The sequence below is a fragment of the Streptomyces sp. NP-1717 genome, from assembly GCF_022695985.1.
In the GTDB taxonomy this organism is placed as follows: domain Bacteria; phylum Actinomycetota; class Actinomycetes; order Streptomycetales; family Streptomycetaceae; genus Streptomyces.
The window spans coordinates 1-18730 of the sequence record NZ_JAAPBF010000073.1 but is presented as its reverse complement, the minus strand read 5'-3'; the positions used below and the strand labels follow the sequence as shown (position 1 = coordinate 18730).

The 18730-nt window shown below is 72.6% G+C and carries 15 protein-coding genes and 2 pseudogenes; 8 read left to right on the top strand and 9 right to left on the bottom strand.

Annotation, left to right across the window (positions count from 1 at the left end; translation table 11 throughout):
* Positions 1 to 32 precede the first annotated feature (32 nt).
* From GXP76_RS17190 to GXP76_RS17175, 4 genes are all read right to left on the bottom strand, one after another.
* On the bottom strand, positions 33 to 1142 hold the full coding sequence (locus tag GXP76_RS17190; RefSeq protein WP_242572414.1) for a DUF5925 domain-containing protein: 1110 nt from the start codon (positions 1140 to 1142) through the stop codon (positions 33 to 35).
* Positions 1143 to 1232: 90 nt separating this feature from the next.
* Positions 1233 to 2078, bottom strand: a complete 846-nt coding sequence (locus GXP76_RS17185; RefSeq protein ID WP_242572413.1) for a polysaccharide deacetylase family protein — start codon at positions 2076 to 2078, stop codon at positions 1233 to 1235.
* Positions 2075 to 3157, bottom strand: coding sequence for a glycosyltransferase family 2 protein (locus GXP76_RS17180; RefSeq protein WP_242572412.1), 1083 nt, complete (start codon positions 3155 to 3157; stop codon positions 2075 to 2077). Before GXP76_RS17180 ends, GXP76_RS17185 begins: the two co-directional genes overlap by 4 nt.
* Entirely contained in the window at positions 3154 to 4104 is a 951-nt protein-coding gene (locus tag GXP76_RS17175) for a glycosyltransferase family 2 protein (RefSeq protein ID WP_277993475.1), read from the bottom strand. Before GXP76_RS17175 ends, GXP76_RS17180 begins: the two co-directional genes overlap by 4 nt.
* Positions 4105 to 4664: 560 nt before the next feature.
* On the opposite strand from GXP76_RS17175, the gene GXP76_RS17170 reads away from it, so the two are divergent.
* Together GXP76_RS17170 and GXP76_RS17165 are read left to right on the top strand one after the other, a co-directional pair.
* Positions 4665 to 5468 carry an SGNH/GDSL hydrolase family protein gene (locus tag GXP76_RS17170; RefSeq protein ID WP_242572410.1) on the top strand — a complete coding sequence of 268 codons (804 nt, stop codon included), beginning with the start codon at positions 4665 to 4667 and terminating at the stop codon, positions 5466 to 5468.
* 268 nt (positions 5469 to 5736) lie between these two features.
* Entirely contained in the window at positions 5737 to 6000 is a 264-nt protein-coding gene (locus GXP76_RS17165) for a hypothetical protein (protein WP_242572409.1), read from the top strand.
* Between the two features lie 224 nt (positions 6001 to 6224).
* Here the strand turns inward: GXP76_RS17165 and GXP76_RS17160 are convergent, their stop codons facing one another.
* Together GXP76_RS17160 and GXP76_RS17155 are read right to left on the bottom strand one after the other, a co-directional pair.
* Complete coding sequence (locus GXP76_RS17160) at positions 6225 to 7019, bottom strand: ABC transporter permease (protein WP_242572408.1); 795 nt, start codon at positions 7017 to 7019, stop codon at positions 6225 to 6227.
* Positions 7016 to 7999 (bottom strand): ATP-binding cassette domain-containing protein, encoded by a 984-nt coding sequence (locus tag GXP76_RS17155; RefSeq protein WP_242572407.1) that lies wholly within the window; start codon positions 7997 to 7999, stop codon positions 7016 to 7018. Before GXP76_RS17155 ends, GXP76_RS17160 begins: the two co-directional genes overlap by 4 nt.
* A 76-nt stretch (positions 8000 to 8075) precedes the next feature.
* Here GXP76_RS17155 and GXP76_RS17150 point away from each other — a divergent pair, with 76 nt between their 5' ends.
* The gene (locus GXP76_RS17150) at positions 8076 to 8789 is read left to right on the top strand and encodes a TetR/AcrR family transcriptional regulator (protein WP_242572406.1); all 714 of its coding nucleotides are present in this window, start codon (positions 8076 to 8078) and stop codon (positions 8787 to 8789) included.
* A 34-nt stretch (positions 8790 to 8823) separates the two neighbouring features.
* Here GXP76_RS17150 and GXP76_RS17145 read toward each other — a convergent pair whose 3' ends face one another.
* The 3 genes from GXP76_RS17145 to hmgA form a co-directional block, all read right to left on the bottom strand.
* Positions 8824 to 10017: a type ISP restriction/modification enzyme gene (locus GXP76_RS17145; protein WP_242572405.1), complete on the bottom strand. Its 1194-nt coding sequence runs from the start codon at positions 10015 to 10017 to the stop codon at positions 8824 to 8826.
* Between the two features lie 172 nt (positions 10018 to 10189).
* Positions 10190 to 10939, bottom strand: coding sequence for a GntR family transcriptional regulator (locus tag GXP76_RS17140; protein ID WP_242572404.1), 750 nt, complete (start codon positions 10937 to 10939; stop codon positions 10190 to 10192).
* A gap of 32 nt (positions 10940 to 10971) precedes the next feature.
* The gene (hmgA, locus tag GXP76_RS17135; RefSeq protein ID WP_242572403.1) at positions 10972 to 12333 is read right to left on the bottom strand and encodes a homogentisate 1,2-dioxygenase; all 1362 of its coding nucleotides are present in this window, start codon (positions 12331 to 12333) and stop codon (positions 10972 to 10974) included.
* A gap of 240 nt (positions 12334 to 12573) precedes the next feature.
* Between hmgA and GXP76_RS17130 the strand changes: the two are divergent.
* The 5 genes and pseudogenes from GXP76_RS17130 to GXP76_RS17110 all read left to right on the top strand — a co-directional run.
* Positions 12574 to 12843: pseudogene (locus GXP76_RS17130) on the top strand (TetR/AcrR family transcriptional regulator); the annotation flags it as partial.
* Between the two features lie 179 nt (positions 12844 to 13022).
* Positions 13023 to 13415: pseudogene (locus tag GXP76_RS17125) on the top strand (TetR/AcrR family transcriptional regulator); the annotation flags it as partial.
* A gap of 168 nt (positions 13416 to 13583) precedes the next feature.
* Complete coding sequence (locus GXP76_RS17120) at positions 13584 to 15830, top strand: molybdopterin oxidoreductase family protein (protein ID WP_242572402.1); 2247 nt, start codon at positions 13584 to 13586, stop codon at positions 15828 to 15830.
* A gap of 149 nt (positions 15831 to 15979) precedes the next feature.
* Positions 15980 to 17458 carry a CitMHS family transporter gene (locus GXP76_RS17115; RefSeq protein ID WP_242572401.1) on the top strand — a complete coding sequence of 493 codons (1479 nt, stop codon included), beginning with the start codon at positions 15980 to 15982 and terminating at the stop codon, positions 17456 to 17458.
* A partial coding sequence (locus tag GXP76_RS17110; protein WP_242572400.1) for an MFS transporter occupies positions 17458 to 18730 on the top strand: 1273 nt, incomplete at its 3' end. The genes GXP76_RS17115 and GXP76_RS17110, both read left to right, overlap by 1 nt.

The following is an 18730-nucleotide window of genomic DNA, read 5'->3' as shown; positions in this document are numbered from 1 at the left end:
AGGGGATCGCGTCCGGCGTCCGTGTCCGGGATCTACAGGTACAGGCCCGCGTCCGTGCCCTTCGACTGCCCCGGGACCGACGTCGGGCCGCCGCCGCGACGGAGCGCGAACAGCTCGGCCAGCGTGGCCCCTTCGCGGCCCACCGCTCCCTCCCAGTCGCCCTCCTCCCGGCCCAGCCAGCTCTCCGCCTCCGGGCGGGTCAGCGAGCCGACCTCGATACGGGCCAGACAGCGGCCGGGCCTGACGACCGCCGGGTGGAGCCGCTCCAGATCCTCGTTGGTCGTCACGCCCACCAGCACGCTCCTGCCCTGGCCCAGCAGCCCGTCGGTCAGGTTCAGCAGCCGCGAGAGCGCCTGGCCCGCCGTGTGCTTGGCCTCGCCGCGGATCAGCTCGTCGCAGTCCTCCAGGAGCAGCAGCCGCCAGCGGCCCTTCGCCGAACCCTCGTCCTCGCCGATCGCGATGTCCATCAGATAGCCGACGTCGTTGAACAGCCGCTCCGGGTCCAGGACGCAGTCCACCTGGCACCAGTCCCGCCACGACCGGGCCAGCGTCCGCAGCGCCGAGGTCTTCCCGGTGCCAGGCGGGCCGTGCAGCAGGAGCAGCCGGCCCGCGATGTCGTCGGGTGTCACCTTCATCAGCCGGTCCATCGCGTCGGCCACCGGCGCCGTGTAGTTGACCCTGACCTCGTCCCAGGTGCCGGCCGCGATCTGACGGGTCGTCCGGTGCGGTCCCCGGCGCGGCGAGTCGTACCAGAACCCCATGGTCACGTTCTCGGGCACCGGTTCGGGCTCGTCCTGCGCGCCCGCGGTCGCCTCGCCGTGCACCTTCTCGGCGAGTTCGGCGCTGGTCGCGGTCACCGTGACGTCCGCGCCCCGGTTCCAGCGGGAGACGAGCAGCGTCCAGCCCTCGCCCTCGGCGAGGGTGGCGCTGCGGTCGGTGTCACGGGCGGAGCGCAGCACCGTGGCACCCGCCGGCAGCAGGGAGGCGCCGGACCTGACGCGGTCGATGGACGAACTGTGCGAGTGAGGCTGCTCGCCCGTCGCGAAACGGCCGAGGAAGAGCGCGTCGACCACATCCGACGGTGAGTCGCTGTCGTCGACATTGAGCCGAATCGGCAGGGAGTCCTGAGGCTTGGCAGACATGACCTCCATGATCCGGCACGGGCCCGGATGGCGCACGGCCTTTAGCGCGGGCGCCCGGCTGCCGGTTCCGGCCCCGGTCCCCGGACGGTCTCAGACCGTCCGGGGACCGAGGACAAGCCCCGTCCGCCGGACCGCCCGGACCACCGCGTACGCCTTCGTCAGCGCGCGGTCTCCGGCGAAGAGGCGGGCGACGGACCGGCCTTCGACCAGCCGCGCGAACTCCCCGATCTCGGTGGAGCGCCGCACGGTGACCCGTTTCAGGGCGTACGGGCCCTGGCCCCGGTGGGCGAGCGCGTTGCCCACGGCCAGCGACTGCTCGAACCCGGCGGCCCGGACCGCGCGCCGTACCCGGCGGGTGGAGTAGCCGTACGGGTACGCGAACGAGGCGGGCGCGGCGCCCAGTTCGGCGGCGGTGATGTCCCGGCAGCGCGCGGCCTCGTGGCCCAGGCGCCGGTCGTCGAGCTGGTCGAGCTGCGGATGGGTGTGGCTGTGACCGCCGATCTCCACCCCCGCGTACGCCAGTTCGCGCACCTGGTCCCAGTCGAGCATCGTGTCGAGGGCGCCGCCCTCGTCGTACGGGCCGCGCAGCCACCCCGTGGCGACGAACAGGGTGGCCGCGAAGCCGTGCCGGGCGAGCACCGGCAGCCCGTACCGGTGCACCCCCTCGTACCCGTCGTCGAACGTGATCAGCACCGGCCGGGCCGGCAGCCGCCCGTGTCCCCGCCAGACGGCGGCCAGAGCGGCCGTCGTCAGCGGGGTGAACCCCCGGTCGCCGAGGAGCGCCATCTGCTCGGCGAACGCCCCGGGCGAGACGGACAGGGCGCGCACCGACGGGGCCGGCCGGTGCGCGAGGGCGTGGTACATCAGGATCGGTACGGGCCGCTCGGCACCCGGTCCGGTCCGTGGCGGCGCGCCGTCGCCCGTGCCCGTGCTCATACGACGGCTCCCCGCGGGCTCTCCCGGGCCGGCGCCGGGACCGGCGGCACCGCGCCAGCCGGCGCCGCCGGTGTGATCGGGCCGGACGAGAACGGGACCGGCCCCCGGCGCGCGCGGGCGGTGCCCACGAGATACCCGGTCGCCGTCGTCAGCACGCCGGCCACGATCGCCCCGGCCCGCCCCGCACCGCCCCTGCCACGTCCGGGCCCGCGCACCGCGTCGCGCAGCCCGCGCGCCACCCCGGCGGGCAGGACCCGCGTGGTGTAGCGCCGTTCGGACTCAAGTCCCTTGCCCGCGCCGACACTTCGCGCGACCAGCGCCTTCGAGAGGCCCTCGGCGTAGGCGCGTTCGCGGAAGTACCCGAACCGCGCACGCGCCGGGGGGACCTTGTGGTGGATCACCGCGCGGTCGTCGATCAGCAGCACGGCGTGCGGCAGCGCCCTGCTGAGCCTGATGCACAGCTCCGTCTCCTCGCAGCCCAGCGGGCGTCTGTCGCCGTCCCGCCCGATGCCGGTGGCGAAGCCGCCGGCGGAGTCGAACGCGGTACGGCGGAAAGAGGCGTTGCCGCCGAGGACGTTGCGGACCCGCACCTTGCCCGGCGGCAGCCCCCGGTACGTACAGCCGACGATCCAGTCGAACTCCTCGGGGAACCAGGCCGGCCGGCCTCCCGAGGACCAGGCGGGCAGCGTCCTGCCGCCGACCGCCATCACCCGGGGATCGGCGTACCCCGCCGCGAGGTACCGCAGCCAGTCGCGCTCGGCGACCGCGTCGTCGTCCAGGAACGCCACGAAGTCGCCGCGGGCCGCGGCGATTCCGGTGTTGCGGCCGGCGGACAGCCCGCGGGGGCCGGCGTTGGCGAGCACCCGCACCTCCCCGCCGTCCGCCGGTGACGAGGAGTCGTACCGGGCGCGCAGCCGCATCCGCAGCGCCTCGTCGTGGTCGACGACGAGCAGCGTCTCCGTGGCGGGCATCGACTGCCTCCGTACGGAGTCGACGGCGGCGAGGATGTCCTCCCAGCGCTCCTGCGTGTACACGCAGATGACCACCGAGAACGAGCGGTGGAGATGACGGTCGATCACGAGATCTCTCCCCGCCCGGCTCCCGGCCCGAGTCCCCGCCCCACGGCGGCGCCGGGAAGCCCCGTCCGGACGGCGAGCGGGCGCGGCGGCGCCGGTCTGACGGCGCGCGGCCGGCGCCGGGCCGCTCTCGGGACGCCCTTCTCCTTCAGGATGACCCTCAGGACCCGCAGTCCGTCGCGCACGGCCCGCAGATTGCTCACGCCGTGGATCCGGTCGTACTCGTGGCTCGGGATCTCCTGCACCTTCAGACCGGCCTTGACGACGCGGATGTTCATCAGCGTCTCGACCTCGAACCCGGTGCAGTCGAGCGTGATCCGGTCCAGGCAGTGCCGCCAGAAGGCGTTGTAGCCGTAGCAGAGGTCGGTGTAGCGGGCGCCGAACTTGGCGTTCACGACCGAGCAGAGCACATGGTTGCCCAGCTTGCGGATCAGGGTCATGTCATCCGTACCGCCGCCGTTGGCGAACCGCGAGCCCTTGGCGAAGTCGGCGCCCGAGACGAGGGCCGACACATAGCTGACGATCTCGTGACCGTCGGCCGACCCGTCCGCGTCGACCATCACGATGATGTCGCCGGTGCAGGCGGCGAACCCGCTGATCAGAGCGTCGCCCTTGCCCCTGCCGAGTTGTTGGACGACCTTGACGTCCGGCCACAGCTCCCGTGCGACACGGACCGTGGCGTCGGTGGAGTTGCCGTCCACGAGGACGACTTCATGGATCCAGTCGGGCAGTGTCTTGAAGACGTACGGAAGGTTCTCCGCCTCGTTCATCGCCGGGATCACCACGCTCACCGGCGGCGCGATCGCGAGATACGAGGAGACCGGCCGGTAGCGGCCGGGTAAGCGGTCGATCGAGTCGTGGCCGAGCAGGTCCTGGTCGAGCAGTTCTCCGAGTTCGTCCAGTTCGCCGCCGAGCGGCTCACCGTCGAGGACGCCGCCGGAAAACGGCATGGCCAACGGGTCTTCGCCCGGAACCGCCGGGCGCGGGAATGAGCTCACGGATCTGTTCCCTCTCCACCGGTGGACCGCCCGCCCCCGGGCGGTCCGGAATGATGTGCCGGTTCGAAAAGGGGGTTCTCACCCTGTACGTGACAGCCTTGTTCTCCGGCCTGTCGGGTGAGACAGGTCGTGCGTCGCGCGGCACCCCCTACCGCGCCCCGCACCGGGAGCCGTCGCGACGTCCGAGCCCTCCCCTGAAGTCGTTCTGCTCGACGGGCCGTTGCGGGTGAATGTCAGAAGGTATTGACACTTACGACTGTATGGCAAGGGCTGCGACATGACCGCGCCTATTTGCTATTTGGCCGTACTTCGACCGGTGGTTTCCGGAACCTCCCTGTTCGGATTTACTCAATCCGTTATCGGGCGCGCGCCCGTTCCGGCCAGTTCGAGCGGTATACGCGCGTCCATCTGCAAGTTTCACCGGATCTACTTGGCATGGACACTTCCTGTGAAGTCCCGTGCCTGGTACGAACGTTGAGGCAGAGATCCCGCCTACCTGGAGGACCCCCCACATGAAGCTGTCCAGATTCGCCGCGCTCTCGTCGTCCCTCCTGCTCGGCGCCGTCCTCACGCTCACCGGCGCGAGCACGGCCCAGGCCGACGAGTCCGCCGCGCTCGACTACGTCGCCCTCGGTGACTCCTACTCGTCCGGTCTCGGAGCCGGTTCCTACGGCGACAGCGGCTCCTGCAAGCGCAGCAGCGTGGCCTACCCGCAGCTCTGGGCCAACGCCAACTCACCCTCGTCGTTCGCCTTCACCGCTTGCTCGGGCGCTCGTACGGGTGATGTGACCGGCAGTCAGCTCGGCCCCGTCAACTCCGGGACCGACCTCGTCAGCATCACCGTCGGCGGCAACGACGCCGGCTTCGCCGACGTCATGCTCACCTGTGTCCTGCAGTCCGAGGCCAGCTGTGTCTCACGGGTGAACACGGCACGCGCCTACGTCGACTCGACGCTGCCCGGCCAGCTCGACTCCGTGTACAACGCGATCAGCGCCAAGGCGCCGGCCGCACAGGTCGTCGTCATCGGCTACCCGCGCTTCTACCAGCTCAACGGATCGTGCGTGGTGGGCCTGACCGAGACCGAGCGGAGCGCCATCAACGGGGCCGCCGACCATCTCAACTCCCTGCTCGCCAAGCGCGCCGCCGACCACGGCTACCGCTACGCGGACGTCACCGGCCCCTTCACCGGCCATGAGATCTGCTCGTCGAACTCCTGGCTGCACAGCGTGAGCGTGCCGAACCTCGGTGAGTCCTACCACCCCACCGCCCAGGGCCAGTCGGGTGGTTATCTGCCGGCCTTCTCTTCGGCCGTCTGACCCAATCGCGGATCGTACGAACTGACCGCCGGGCCGGTACCGGTCCGCCCGCCCACCTGGGGCCGGCGGACCGGAATCGACGTTCGACCTCATCGAACTGCCCGGCGGTCGGTTGTCCAACTCGCCCTGGAATGCAATGGATTCAACGGGCGCACTGCCACCCACCAACGGGTGCTGTCAATCCTTGAGGCGGGATACACGTGTGTCCCATGGGGGCGATAGGGTTAACCTGCCCGAGCCGGGTGCCCTCGTACGGGTGGGGAGTGACATGGATCAGATAACAATGCAGAGCAGGGCCCGAGTACCTGCCATCACATGTGGGAGCAGCGCGACCAGTTCACGGCTCGACCGCCATCTCTCGGTGCTCGGCGGCCCCGCCGTCCCGCAGCGCGAGGCGGCCGAAGCGACGAGCCTGATGCGGGAGTTGACCTCGCGGGACGAGGTACGGACCCGCAGGAGCAAGAGCGCGCGCGTCTCCCTGTTCGCACCGCTGAGGCGGCTGCGACGGTCCCTCTTCGGCAGCCGCCACTGACCCATCCGGTCGGCGGTCGCCGACCCCCGGACAGCGCTCGGACGACCACACCGTCCCGACGCAGCGCCGCTCTCCGCTCGCCCGTCACTCCCGGGGCCGGCGGCGGTGCGTCGGTGTGTTCGCCGAGCGCCGGGACCGCCCCGGCGGTGCCGCCGTCTCACCACCCGGCAAGGTGAACAGGCGGCAGCGGAAGGGGCGGTGGCACGACGGCAGGGAGCCGGCGCCTACGCGCCGCTGCTCGTGTACCTGCGCACCGTCAGCGGTACGAACACCGCCAGGAGCACCAGTCCCCACAGCAGCGCGCCCGCCACCGGGTTCGCCAGCGGCCAGGCCGCGTCCGCGTTCCCCGGCGCGTTCCCCGGCGCGTTGCCGCACAGCTCGCGTACGGCCGCCGCGACCGCGCTGATCGGATTCCACTCCGCGACCACGCGGAGCCAGCCCGGCAGACCCTCCGTGGGAATGTACGCGTTGGAGAGCAGCGGCAGCACGAAGGTGACGCTGCCCAGCTGACCCGCGATCTCCTCGTTGCGGATGAGCAGACCGAGATACGCGCCGACCCAGGTGGTCGCGAAGCGGAAGAGCAGCAGCAGACCGAAGGCCCCGAGCGCGCCCGGCACCCCGCTCTCGATCCGCCAGCCCACCGCGACCCCCACGAGCGCCAGCGGCACGATGCCGATCGCCGTGGTGAGCACATCGGCCGCGGTCTGGCCCAGCGGTACGGCGACCCGGCTCATCGGCATGGTGCGGAAGCGGTCCATCACGCCGCGCTGCGCGTCCTGGGCCGACTGGAACATGCCGGTCATGATGCCGCCGGCCGCCGTCGCCGCCAGCAGCCCCGGCACCAGGTAGGCCCGGTACTCCTGGCCCGGCGTCGCGAGCGCGCTGCCGAAGACGTATCCGAAGAACAGCAGCATCGTGATCGGCATGGTCTGGGTGAGGATCACCACGCCGGGGGAGTGCCTGATGCGCTGGAGATGGCGGCCGAGGACGGCCGTGCTGTCGTAGGCGACGGCGCTCACGCGGCGCTCCTTCCGGTGGCGGTACGGGGAGCGGGTGTGCCGCCGGTCAGCCGCAGGAACACCTCGTCCAGCGTCGGCGGGCGCAGGCTCGCGTCGACCACCGGCACCCCTGCCGCGTCCAGTTCGCGGACGATCCTGGGGAGGGTGAGCGTGCCGTCGCCCGCCACGGCGCCCACCGCCCGGCGCGTCCGGTCGATCACCGGCTCGGCGCCGGTCAGCTGGTCCAGCACGCCCGCGGCGGCGACGAGCACCGCCTCATCGGCGTCCTCGGCGACGACCACTTCCGCGTACGCCCCGATCCGGGACTTGAGCGCGGCGGGCGTGCCGCTGTGCGCAGCCCGGCCGTGGTCGATCAGCACGATGTCGTCGGCCAGCCGGTCGGCCTCCTCCAGGTACTGGGTGGTCAGCAGGACGGTCGTGCCCTCGTCGGCCAGTTCGCGCACGGCGGTCCAGATCTGGCCGCGGCTGCGCGGGTCGAGTCCGGTGGTCGGCTCGTCCAGGAAGAGCACCCGGGGACGGGTGAGCAGGCTGGACGCCAGGTCGAGGCGGCGGCGCATGCCGCCCGAGTAGGTGCGGGCGGCCCGGTCGGCCGCCTGGTCGAGTTCGAAGCGCTCCAGCAGTTCGTCCGCGCGGGCCCGGCCCGCCGCTCCCCTCAGGCGGAGCAGTTTCGCGAAGAGCCGGAGGTTCTCCCGGCCCGTCAACTCGCTGTCGACGGAGGCGTACTGGCCGGCGACACCGATCGCCGCGCGGACCGCCGCCGCCTCCTTCGCGATGTTGTGCCCTGCGACGGAGGCGGATCCGGCGTCGGGAGAGGTGAGCGTGGTGAGGACGCGGACGGCCGTGGTCTTGCCCGCGCCGTTGGGCCCGAGCACCCCGCAGACCGTGCCCGGGGCGACGGCGAGATCCAGGCCGCGCAGCGCGTGGACCTCGCCGAAGCGCTTCTCCAGACCTTCACTAAGTACGGCGTACGTAGTATTCATACGGCTCACCGTACCTCACTACGTACGCTGTACGTAACTCGGGTCTGGGAGAGAATGGCAGGCGAGGTGATGACCGATGGCGGGGCGACCTGCTGAACCCGAAGTGATCTGGTCGCGTCCCGAGCGCGCCGCCCGTGGCCCCAGGCCCGCGTACACCCGCGCCGAGATCGCGGCCGTCGCCGTACGGATCGCGGACGCCGACGGCCTCGACGGCGTCTCCATGCGCCGGGTCGCGGGGGAGCTGGGCTGCGGCACGATGTCGCTGTACAACTACGTGCCGCGCAAGGAGGACCTGTACGAGCTGATGGTCGACCTGGTCGCCGAGGAGCACGACCTGCCCGAGCGGCCCACCGGCGACTGGCGGGCCGATCTGACCGGTCTGGCCCGGAGCGCGCGGGCGATCATGCGGCGCCATCCGTGGATGTCGCGTCTCATGTCGTCGGCCTACGGCTTCAGTCCGAACTCGATGAAGTTCCTCGAATTCAGCCTGTGGTCCCTGGACCCGCTCGATCTGCGGTACGGCCAGAAGATGGAGCTGGTGGCCATGGTGAACGGCGTCGTCACCACCTATGTCGCCAACGAGATCCAGGTCGCCGAGCGCACCCGCTCACTGCCCTGGTCGGTCGAGCGGGAGCACGAGATCCGGACGGCGTATCTGCAGAAGCAGATCGCCTCGGGGGACTACCCCCGGCTGGCGGCTGCGTTCATGGAGGACTCGGGGCCGATCGACTTGGAGGCCGTCTTCGACCGGGCGCTGAGCAGGGTGCTGGACTCGTTCGACCCCGGCTGACGGTCCGCCGCGCCCGACGACCCGTCAGCACAGCTCAGATCAGGGCGAACTGACCCTCCGGGCCTTCCTCGTGGTGGTCGAGCACCGACGCGGGCCGCCGGGCCGCGTCGGGCACCGGCAGCACACCGGCGGCCCGCAGCTCGTCCGTCCCGATCACCGGCCCCTGGTCCAGCGCCGCGCCCAACTCCTTCTGGAGCGGGCGCAGTCCGGCGAGCAGCGCGAGCACGGTGATCAGCTCCAGCAGCTCCGACGTCCACTCCTGCGGCCAGGCACCGGGGCCGATCGCCTCCAGGGTGCCCGGCTCCGCCGGCTCCGCGCGCCGCTCGAACCACAGCTCGATCATCCGGACGCCACCGACCTGGTAGTCCCACGCCTCCACCGGCACGGGGGAGATCCGGCCGTCACCGATGTGGAGCGTCTCGTCCTCGGAGTCGTACGAGAGCGTCGTGGGCCTGGCGGGGACGGCGGCGCGGACGTACGGGCGCCGCCCGCCCGGCAGCCGGGGGCGCTCCCCGCCGTGCGCGCCGCGCAGCTGCACCTCGGCCAGCCGGGCGCCCAGCGCCACCCCGGTCGCCCACAGGTCCGGATCGGCGGTCAGCGGCACCACACAGCCGCGCGGCGAGGGCCGGGCCGCCGCGAGTGCCCAGTCGAGCAACTGGCGTGCGGTGACCTCCTGTCCGAGGCGCGCGGCCAGCGTCCCGGTCAGTCCGGGCGTCAGATTGGGTTCGGCGCCGCCCGGCCTGCGGAAGAGCGGCCGGATGCGGCCGGGGCGTCCGGCGGGGGAGCGGCCGTCCGGCAGCAGGGCGCTCACGAGCAGCGCGGGACCGGCGGCGCCGGGGACGAACCCCTGCTCCACGGCGAAGAGCTGACGCTCGTCCGCGACCCGCCACAGCTCCGGCCTGGCCGCGTCGATCAGCCGGTGGTCGGGGATCAGATAGCGCTCGTCGAACGGGCCGTGCCCCACCCGCAGCGGCGCCGGGCACCGTCCTGACTCCCGTGCGAACCTTCCCGTGCCGGTGAGCTGTCCCGGCAGCGCGGTGACCGCGCTCCGCGGCGTACGGGACCTGGTCGGCCGGAACAGCGCCGTTCGCTCGGCCCCGGTGGCCCGTATCAGCGCGTTCCAGCGCGCGGTGAGCGAGGCGGCGTCGGGAGCGAGGATCCAGCCGCGGCCGAGCCGCAGCGGCGGCGCCGACCAGGGCATGAGGTCGCTCAGCAGCGGAGCCGTCATACGGGCACCCCCTCCCCGGGTCCGTCGCGTGCCGTCGTGAGGAGCGTACCGACCGGGTCCGCCGGGCCGCCTCCCCGCCGGCGTCCGTCCGGTCCGCGGCCGCCCGCCCCGGTTCGTGGTCGTCCGGTCCGCGGCCGTCCGTCGAGTCGGTCCGTCGAGTCGGTCCGTCGTGTCAGTCCGTCTCCATCGTGACCGAGAACGAGAACCGGTCGCCCCGGTAACGGATCCTGGCCACGTCCACGACCTGGCCGTCCGCGTCGTACGTGACACCCGTGTAGTGCAGGATCGGGCTGAGCAGCGGCACCTGGAGCAGATCCGCCGTGGCAGGGTCGGCGAGCGTGGCCTCGACCGTGTCGGTGATCCGGCTGATCCGCACCCCCAGCACGTCACGCAGCACCTTGGTCATCGGCCAGCGCTCCAGATCCGCCGGATCGAGACGGTCCGCGATCTCCGTACGCAGCGCGTTCTCGGCCCAGTTGGTCGGCTCACCGCTCTCGCCGTCGCGGCGCAGCCGCCGGTAGAGGGCCACCTCCCCGACGCCCGGGAAGTACTCGGCCAGCTCGCCCGGCACCGGCGCCCGGCCGTGGCCGGTCACCGTCGTCCGCTCGCCCGACTGCTGCGCCACGACCGCGTCGATGGAGCCGAGCAGCCGGCGGGGCGCCCCGCGCCGCGCGCCCGGCTCGATGAACGTGCCACGCCGCCGGTGCCTGCTGATCAGACCCTCCTGCTCCAGCTCCTTGAGGGCCTGACGCATCGTCAGCACGCTCACGCCGTAATGCCCGGCCAGCTGCTCCTCCGTGGGAAGACGCAGCGGGTCGTGCGGGCGCCGGCCGAGTATGGACGCGCGCAGCGACTGCGAGACCTGGTACCAGAGCGGCAGCTTGCGGTTGAGGACCAGCGAATCGGGTGCGAATGCGGTCACGGCGGGCTCCGAATCGGGCGGGTCGGACCGGATCAGGGTCTGTCGGCCGGGGCCGGCTCCGGTGTGGGCCCCGACGCCGGCGTGAAGTGGCGCTCCAGACCCTGCCACACGTCGTCGTAACCCGTCTGGAGGTGTCCGGCCGTCGCCGCCTGGGCGGTGGCGGTCACCGGCCAGCGCGTCTCGAACATGAACGCCAGCCCGTCGTCGATCCGCTGCGGCCTCAGCTCGGCGGCGCTCGCCCGTTCGAAGGTCTCCCGGTCGGGCCCGTGCGCCGACATCATGTTGTGCAGCGAACCGCCGCCGGGGACGAAGCCTTCCGCCTTGGCGTCGTACGCCCCCTCGATCAGCCCCATGTACTCGCTCATCACGTTGCGGTGGAAGTACGGCGGCCGGAAGGTGTTCTCACCGACCAGCCAGCGCGGCGCGAAGACGACGAAGTCGACCCCCGCCAGTCCGGGGGTGTCGGACGGCGAGGTGAGCACCGTGAAGATCGACGGATCGGGGTGGTCGTAGCTGATGGTGCCGATGACATTGAAGCGGCGCAGGTCGTAGACGTACGGCAGATGGTTGCCGTGCCAGGCCACGACATCGAGCGGGGAGTGGTCGTACGTGGCGGTCCACAGATTCCCGCAGAACTTGTTGACCACCTCCGTCGGGCGCTCGACGTCCTCGTACGCGGCGACGGGGGCCAGGAAATCCCGTGCGTTCGCCAGGCCGTTGGCGCCGATCGGGCCGAGGTCGGGAAGGACGAAGGGGCGGCCGTAGTTCTCGCAGACGTAGCCGCGCGCCGTCTCGTCGAGCAACTCGACGCGGAAGCGCACACCGCGCGGGATCAGCGCGACATGGCCGGGCCGGGCGGCGAGGAGACCGAACTCCGTGACGATCAGCAGCCCGCCGTGCTCGGGGACGATGAGCAGCTCGCCGTCGGAGTCGCTGAACACCCGGTCGGTCATGGGGGAGTTGGCGTGGTACAGGTGCACGGCCATGCCCTCGCGCCGCGCGGCGTCGCCGTTGCCGCCGAGTGTCCACAGGCCGGCCAGGAAGTCCGTGCCGGGCGCGGGATCCGGCAGCGGGTTCCACCGGAGCCGGTTGGGGTCGGGCACCGACTCGGTGAACGGCGCGCCGCGCAGGGCGCCGTTGCCGGTCCGGGTGAACGGCGGGTGCGCCGCCGACGGGCGGATGCGGTAGAGCCAGGAGCGGCGGTTGTGCGCGCGGGGCTCGGTGAAGGCGCTGCCGCTCAACTGCTCCGCGTACAGGCCGAGCGGGGCTCTCTGCGGTGAGTTGCGTCCCACGGGCAGCGCGCCCCGTACGGCCTCCGAGCCGTGCTCGTTGCCGAAACCGGTGACGTACTCCAGCCCGTCGGCCCTCTTCCGCGCCCGCTCGATGCCGCTCATCGTCGCTCCCCGTCGTCTCGCTGTCCTGCCCGGTTCTCGAATCCTATGCTCAACCGTAGGATTCCAGGGGCGACGCGTCAACGGGGGCGCGTCCCGTTGGCGCAAAGGGATCCCCGCGGAGACCGGCCGGAGCGGGTACGGACAGAAGGACGGTCCCCCGCGTCTCGAAGTGCGGGCCCGAGCGCGGGAGCTCGGAGGGCCGCGAGCGCCAGACATCTCGCCGAAGGGTGGGCCAGCGACATGCACGGAGCCGGTGCCGACACCCATGACGGCCTCCGCAGACCCCCCGTGCAGCGGCGCAGCGCGGCGCGGCTCGCCCGGATCCTGGACGCCTGCGCCGAACTGCTGGACGAGACCGGCTACGAGGAGCTGTCCACCCGCGCGGTCGCCGGCCGGGCCGGGGTGCCCATCGGCTCGGTCTACCGCTTCTTCGGCAACAAGCGCGACATGGCCGACGCGCTCGCCCGTCGCAACCTGGACAGCTACGTCGAGCGGGTCGAGCGGCGGCTGGGCCGTGTTTCGGAAGTCCCGCCCGGCTCACGGCGTCTGGCACGCACGCTCGCCGCGTTGTCGGAGTCGTCCGAGTACGGCCGGTCCATCCACAAGCACGATCCTCCGCCTTGCGATCGCACGCACCAGACGCCGCGAGCCCCCCCTACGGGCGGACGGCGCTACTTTTGAAACACGGCCTCGCCGCGATCCCGGCCGCCGACTGACGGTCCGCCATCGACGCGGTGCTGGACGAGTACCTCGCCATGAAGCGCACGGTCCCCGGCTTCGGACCGGTCGACTTCGGCACCAGGATCCCGGCGGGCGCGCCGGATCCCGCCCCGGAGCGGACAACCGCCGCCGAGCCTGCCCCCGACCCCAACCACCGGGTCGCGGACCGCCTCACCGCCCTGCTCGCCGCGCATCTGCGCCGCGTGCCGGACGCGGCGCTCGGCCGGATGGTCCTGGTCGCCGTCGAGGCGGCGGACGCGCTGTTCCGACTGGCCTTCCGCAGGCACGCGTCGGGCGATCCGGACGTCATCGCCGAGACGCGGGAGCTGGTCCGCGCGTATCTGGCACGGACGCTGGACTGACGGCGCCCGGCCGGGGCCGCCCGGCCCCGCGGCCCCGGCCGCCGGTGCGTCCCCGATCGCCGGACGGGCCCAAGAGGCCCGGCGGACGGGCCTCTTCCCTCATCCGTACCGGTCGGTATGCTCGGGAGGGCTCCCGCGCCAGCGCCGCCGCCCGCCCCTGGAGGACCCATGCCGCCCACCGGCCCCACGCGCCCCGCCCGCACCGCGCTGCGCGTCTGCCCGCTCTGCGAGGCCACCTGCGGACTGACCCTCACCGTCGAGGGGACCGAGGTCACCGGAGCGCGCGGCGACCGCGACGACGTGTTCAGCAAGGGCTTCATCTGCCCCAAGGGGGCCTCCTTCGGAGAGCTGGACGCAGACCCCGACCGGCTGAGGACCCCCCTGATCCGGGTGGACGGCGAGCTGCGGGAGGCGAGCTGGGACGAGGCGTTCGACCTCGTCGCCGCCCGGCTGCCCGCGATCGCGGAGGAGCACGGACCGCAGTCCGTCGGCGTCGTCCTCGGCAACCCCAACGTCCACACGATGGCCGGCGCCCTCTACCCGCCCGTCCTGCTGGGCGTGCTGCGCACCCGCAACCTCTTCACCGCCTCCACCCTCGACCAGATGCCCAAGCACGTGTCGAGCGGTCTGCTCTTCGGTGACGCCCTCGCGATCCCCGTACCCGACCTGGACCGCACCGGCCATCTGCTGCTCCTGGGCGCCAACCCGCTGGACTCCAACGGCAGTCTCTGCACCGCGCCCGACTTCCCCGGCAAGCTCAAGGCCCTGCGCCGGCGCGGCGGCACCCTCACGGTCGTCGACCCGCGCCGTACCCGCACCGCGAAGATCGCCGACCGGCACCTCGCCATCCGGCCGGGCGCCGACGCCCTCCTTCTCGCCGCCCTCGTCCACGTCCTGTTCGCCGAACGGCTCACCGACCCCGGGGCGCTCAGCGACCACCTCGAAGGGCTGGACGAACTGCGGGCGGCGATGGCGGACTTCACCCCCGAAGCCGTCGCGCCGGCCTGCGACCTGGACGCCGGCGAGATCCGTACCCTCGCGCGCGAACTCGCCGCCGCGCCCGCCGCCGCCGTCTACGGGCGCATCGGAAGCTGCACCGTGGAGTACGGCACGCTCGCCAGCTGGCTCATCGACGTCCTCAACGTCCTGACCGGCAATCTCGACCGGCCGGGCGGCGCCCTCTTCCCGCTCTCCGCCACCGGCCGCGCACCCCGCCCGGCCGGCCCCGGCAAGGGGTTCGCGCTCGGCCGCTGGGCCAGCAGGGTCGGCGGCCACCCCGAGGCCAAGGGCGAACTGCCCCTCGCCGCTCTCGCCGAGGAGATCGAGACACCGGGGGAGGGGCGGATCCGCGCCGTGATCGCCCTCGCGGCCAATCCCGTGCTCTCCGCGCCCGACGGCAACCGCCTCGACCGGGCGCTGGACGGCCTGGACTTCATGGTCAGCGTCGACCCGTACCTGAACGAGACCTCGCGCCACGCCGATGTCGTACTGCCCCCGCCGCCGCCCTCCCAGAGCGCCCACTTCGACTTCTCCTTCAACGGCTTCGCCGTGCGCGACCAGGCCCGCTACAGCCCGCCCGCCGTCCCCCTGGCAGCCGGGCTGATGGACGAGTGCGAGATCCTGGCGCGGCTGGTGCTCGCCGTGGGCGGGCGGCACGGGGCGGACCCGTCGGCCGTCGACGACCAGGTCATCGACCGCACCCTCACGAAGGCCGTCGCCGACCCGCTGTCACCCGTGCACGGACGCGACGCCAAGGAACTCGCCGCGGAGATCACCCACACCGGCGGACCCCAGCGGCGGCTCGACCTGATGCTGCGCCTGGGCCCGTACGGCGACGGCTTCGGCGCCGACCCGGCGGGGCTCACCCTCGACCGGCTCATCGACCGGCCGCACGGTGTCGACCTCGGACCGCTCAAGCCCCGGCTCCCCGGACTGCTCAAGACCCGCAGCGGGCGCGTCGAACTCCTCCCCGCGCCGATCGCCGCCGATCTGCCCCGGCTGCGCGGCGCGCTCGCGCGGCGGCCCGCGTCGCTGGTGCTCGTCGGGCGCCGCCATCTGCGCTCCAACAACAGCTGGATGCACAACGTGCCGACGCTCAACGGCGGTTCGAACCGCTGCACGGTCCAGGTCCATCCCGAGGACGCCGAACGGCTCGGTCTCGCCGACGGCGCGGCGGCGCGCGTGAGCACCGAGGCGGGCGAGATCACGATCCCGGTGGAGATCACCGACACGGTCCGGACCGGGGTCGTGAGCGTGCCGCACGGCTGGGGTCACGACCGTCCCGGCACCCGGATGGCGGTGGCCCACGCGCGGCCGGGCGTCAACGTCAACCAGCTGCTCGACGGGAGCCGGCGCGACCCGCTGTCCGGGACGTCCGTCCTCAACGGCTTTCCCGTCGAGCTTGCGCCCGCCTGACCAGCACCGACCGGCACCCCCCGCGTGACCTGGGGTTTTGCGCGTATTGCTCGCACGTCAACACCTTGTTAACGCGAGGAAACGGCACCTAACGTCATCCGCACCGCCGACCCGGGTGGGAGTTCAAGGGTGAACGTGAGGTACCTCCAATGCTGACAATCCTCGGATTCGTCATGATCGCCACCTTCCTGGTGCTCATCATGACGAAGAAGATGTCGCCGATCGCGGCGCTCGTACTGATCCCCGCGCTCTTCTGTGTCCTGGTCGGCCAGGGCGCGAAGCTCGGCGACTACGTCATCGAGGGGGTCGGCGACCTGGCGCCGACCGCGGCGATGCTGATGTTCGCCATCGTCTACTTCGGCGTGATGATCGACGTCGGCCTCTTCGACCCGATCGTGCGGGGCATCCTGCGCTTCTGCCGGGCCGATCCGATGCGCATCGTGGTCGGTACGGCCCTGCTCGCCGCGATCGTCTCGCTCGACGGCGACGGCTCGACCACCTTCATGATCACCGTCTCGGCCATGTACCCGCTCTACAAGCGGCTGAAGATGAGCCTGGTCGTGCTGACCGGTGTCGCCGCCACGGCGAACGGCGTCATGAACACCCTTCCCTGGGGCGGGCCCACGGCCCGGGCGGCCACCGCGCTGAAGGTCGACGCCACGGACATCTTCGTCCCGATGATCCCCGCCCTCGCCGTCGGACTGCTCGCCGTCTTCGTGCTCTCGTACGTCCTCGGGCTCCGCGAGCGCAAGCGGCTCGGCACGCTCACCCTGGACGAGGTGCTGGAGCCGGCCGGCGAGAAGGCCACCGAACCGGTCACCGAACCGGTCGCCGAGACGGTTCTGGCGCGGACAGGCGGCGGTAGCGGCGGCGCGGGCACGGGAGCCGGGCGGACCCGGACGGGCGGCGGCGCCTCGGACGCGGCCGGTACCGGTCCGTCCCCGGACAAGGACCCCGGCACCCAGGAGCCCGCGGACGGTGACGAGTTCAAGGGTCTGGACCCCGACCGTCCGACGCTGCGCCCCCGTCTCTACTGGTTCAACGCGGGACTCACCCTCGTCCTGCTCACCGCGATGATCATGGAGCTCATGCCCATCCCGGTCCTCTTCCTGCTCGGCGCCGCACTCGCCCTCACCGTCAACTTCCCCACCATGGCCGACCAGCGGGCCCGGATCGCCGCCCACGCCGACAACGTGCTGAACGTCTCCGGCATGGTCTTCGCGGCGGCCGTCTTCACCGGCGTCCTGACCGGCACCGGTATGGTCGAACACATGGCTGACTGGCTGGTGGGCGCCGTCCCCGAGGGCATGGGCCCGCAGATGGGACTCGTCACCGGGCTGCTGAGCCTGCCCCTCACCTACTTCATGTCGAACGACGGCTTCTACTTCGGCGTCCTGCCCGTCCTCGCCGAGGCGGGCGCCGCGCACGGTGTCTCCCCGCTGGAGGTGGCCCGCGCCTCGATCGTCGGCCAGCCGCTGCACATGTCGAGCCCGCTCGTCCCCGCCGTCTACGTCCTCGTCGGCATGGCCAAGGTCGAATTCGGCGACCACACCAGGTTCACCGTCAAGTGGGCCGTACTCACCTCGCTCGTCGTGCTCGCCGCCGCGATCCTCTTCGGCACCATCTGATGGCGGCGGGGGACCGGCGCTGGCTGCTGCGTCTCGTCATCGCCTTCGCCTTCTCCCAGGCGGCGGTGTCGATGGCGCGGCCGGCCGTCTCCTACCGGGCCCTCGCACTCGGCGCCGACGAGCGCGCGGTCGGCGTCATCGCGGGTGTGTACGCGCTGCTGCCGCTGTTCGCCGCCGTACCCCTCGGGCGCAGGACCGACCGGGGGCGGTGCGTCCCCCTCCTGGCCGTCGGCGCCGCGCTCATCGGCCTGGGCTGCGGCCTCAGCGGTACGGCGGGCTCACTGGCCGCGCTCGCCGCCTGGAGCGGGGTGATGGGCCTCGGCCATCTCTGCTTCGTCATCGGCGCGCAGTCCATCGTCGCCCGCCGCAGCGCGCCGGCCGACCAGGACCGCAACTTCGGCCACTTCACCATCGGCGCCTCGCTCGGCCAGCTCGTCGGGCCGGTCGCCGCCGGACTGCTGGTCTCCGGCCAGGACGGCGCGATGGGACGGACGAGCGCGCTGGCCCTGGTCGTCTCGGCCGGGGTCGCGGCGGTCTCCCTCCTCTGGCTGCGGCGGCTGGAGCCACCGCAGACCGCCCGCACGGCGAACCCGCCGCGGGGCAGGGCCGAACGCGGGAGCCGCAAGACCCGGCGGGCCGAGTCCGGCAAGGTGCCGGTACGGCGCATCCTGCGCAGCCGCGGTGTCCCCAGCGGCATCCTCGTCAGCCTCGCCGTGCTCTCGGCGACGGACATCCTCACCGCGTACCTCCCCGTCATCGGCGAGGACCGGGGCATCTCCCCGGCCACGATCGGTCTGCTGCTGAGTCTGCGCGCCGCCGCCGCGATCGCCTGCCGGCTGGTGATGACACCGATGATCCAGCGGGTGGGCCGCACGGTCCTGCTCACCGCGTCCTGCCTGCTCGGCGGGCTGCTGTGCGCGGGGATCGCGCTGCCCGTGCCGGTGTGGGGACTGGCGCTGATGCTCGCGGCGCTCGGTTTCTGTCTCGGCGTCGGCCAGCCGCTGTCGATGACGACCGTCGTCCGGGCGGCGCCCGCCGAGGCCCGCTCGACCGCCCTCGCGCTCAGGCTCACCGGCAACCGCCTCGGGCAGGTCGCCGCCCCCGCGTCCGCCGGGCTCGTCGCCGGGGTCGCGGGCACGGGCGCGCCGTTCATGATGCTCGGTGTGCTGCTGCTGGGCGCGGCCGGCCTCGGCGTACGGAGCGCCCCGCGCGACGCGGCCCCGGCCGCCCCGGCGTCGGCTCCCGCCCGGCCGAAGGCTCCCGAGGAGCCGC

Bases quoted from the DNA above. Each gene is read 5' to 3' on its own strand.
- GXP76_RS17190 (WP_242572414.1), bottom strand. From the start codon at position 1,142: ATGTCTGCCAAGCCTCAGGACTCCCTGCCGATTCGGCTCAATGTCGAC.
- GXP76_RS17185 (WP_242572413.1), bottom strand. From the start codon at position 2,078: ATGAGCACGGGCACGGGCGACGGCGCGCCGCCACGGACCGGACCGGGT.
- GXP76_RS17175 (WP_277993475.1), bottom strand. From the start codon at position 4,104: ATGCCGTTTTCCGGCGGCGTCCTCGACGGTGAGCCGCTCGGCGGCGAA.
- GXP76_RS17170 (WP_242572410.1), top strand. From the start codon at position 4,665: ATGAAGCTGTCCAGATTCGCCGCGCTCTCGTCGTCCCTCCTGCTCGGC.
- GXP76_RS17165 (WP_242572409.1), top strand. From the start codon at position 5,737: ATGGATCAGATAACAATGCAGAGCAGGGCCCGAGTACCTGCCATCACA.
- GXP76_RS17155 (WP_242572407.1), bottom strand. From the start codon at position 7,999: ATGAATACTACGTACGCCGTACTTAGTGAAGGTCTGGAGAAGCGCTTC.
- GXP76_RS17150 (WP_242572406.1), top strand. From the start codon at position 8,076: ATGGCGGGGCGACCTGCTGAACCCGAAGTGATCTGGTCGCGTCCCGAG.
- GXP76_RS17145 (WP_242572405.1), bottom strand. From the start codon at position 10,017: ATGACGGCTCCGCTGCTGAGCGACCTCATGCCCTGGTCGGCGCCGCCG.
- hmgA (WP_242572403.1), bottom strand. From the start codon at position 12,333: ATGAGCGGCATCGAGCGGGCGCGGAAGAGGGCCGACGGGCTGGAGTAC.
- GXP76_RS17120 (WP_242572402.1), top strand. From the start codon at position 13,584: ATGCCGCCCACCGGCCCCACGCGCCCCGCCCGCACCGCGCTGCGCGTC.
- GXP76_RS17115 (WP_242572401.1), top strand. From the start codon at position 15,980: ATGCTGACAATCCTCGGATTCGTCATGATCGCCACCTTCCTGGTGCTC.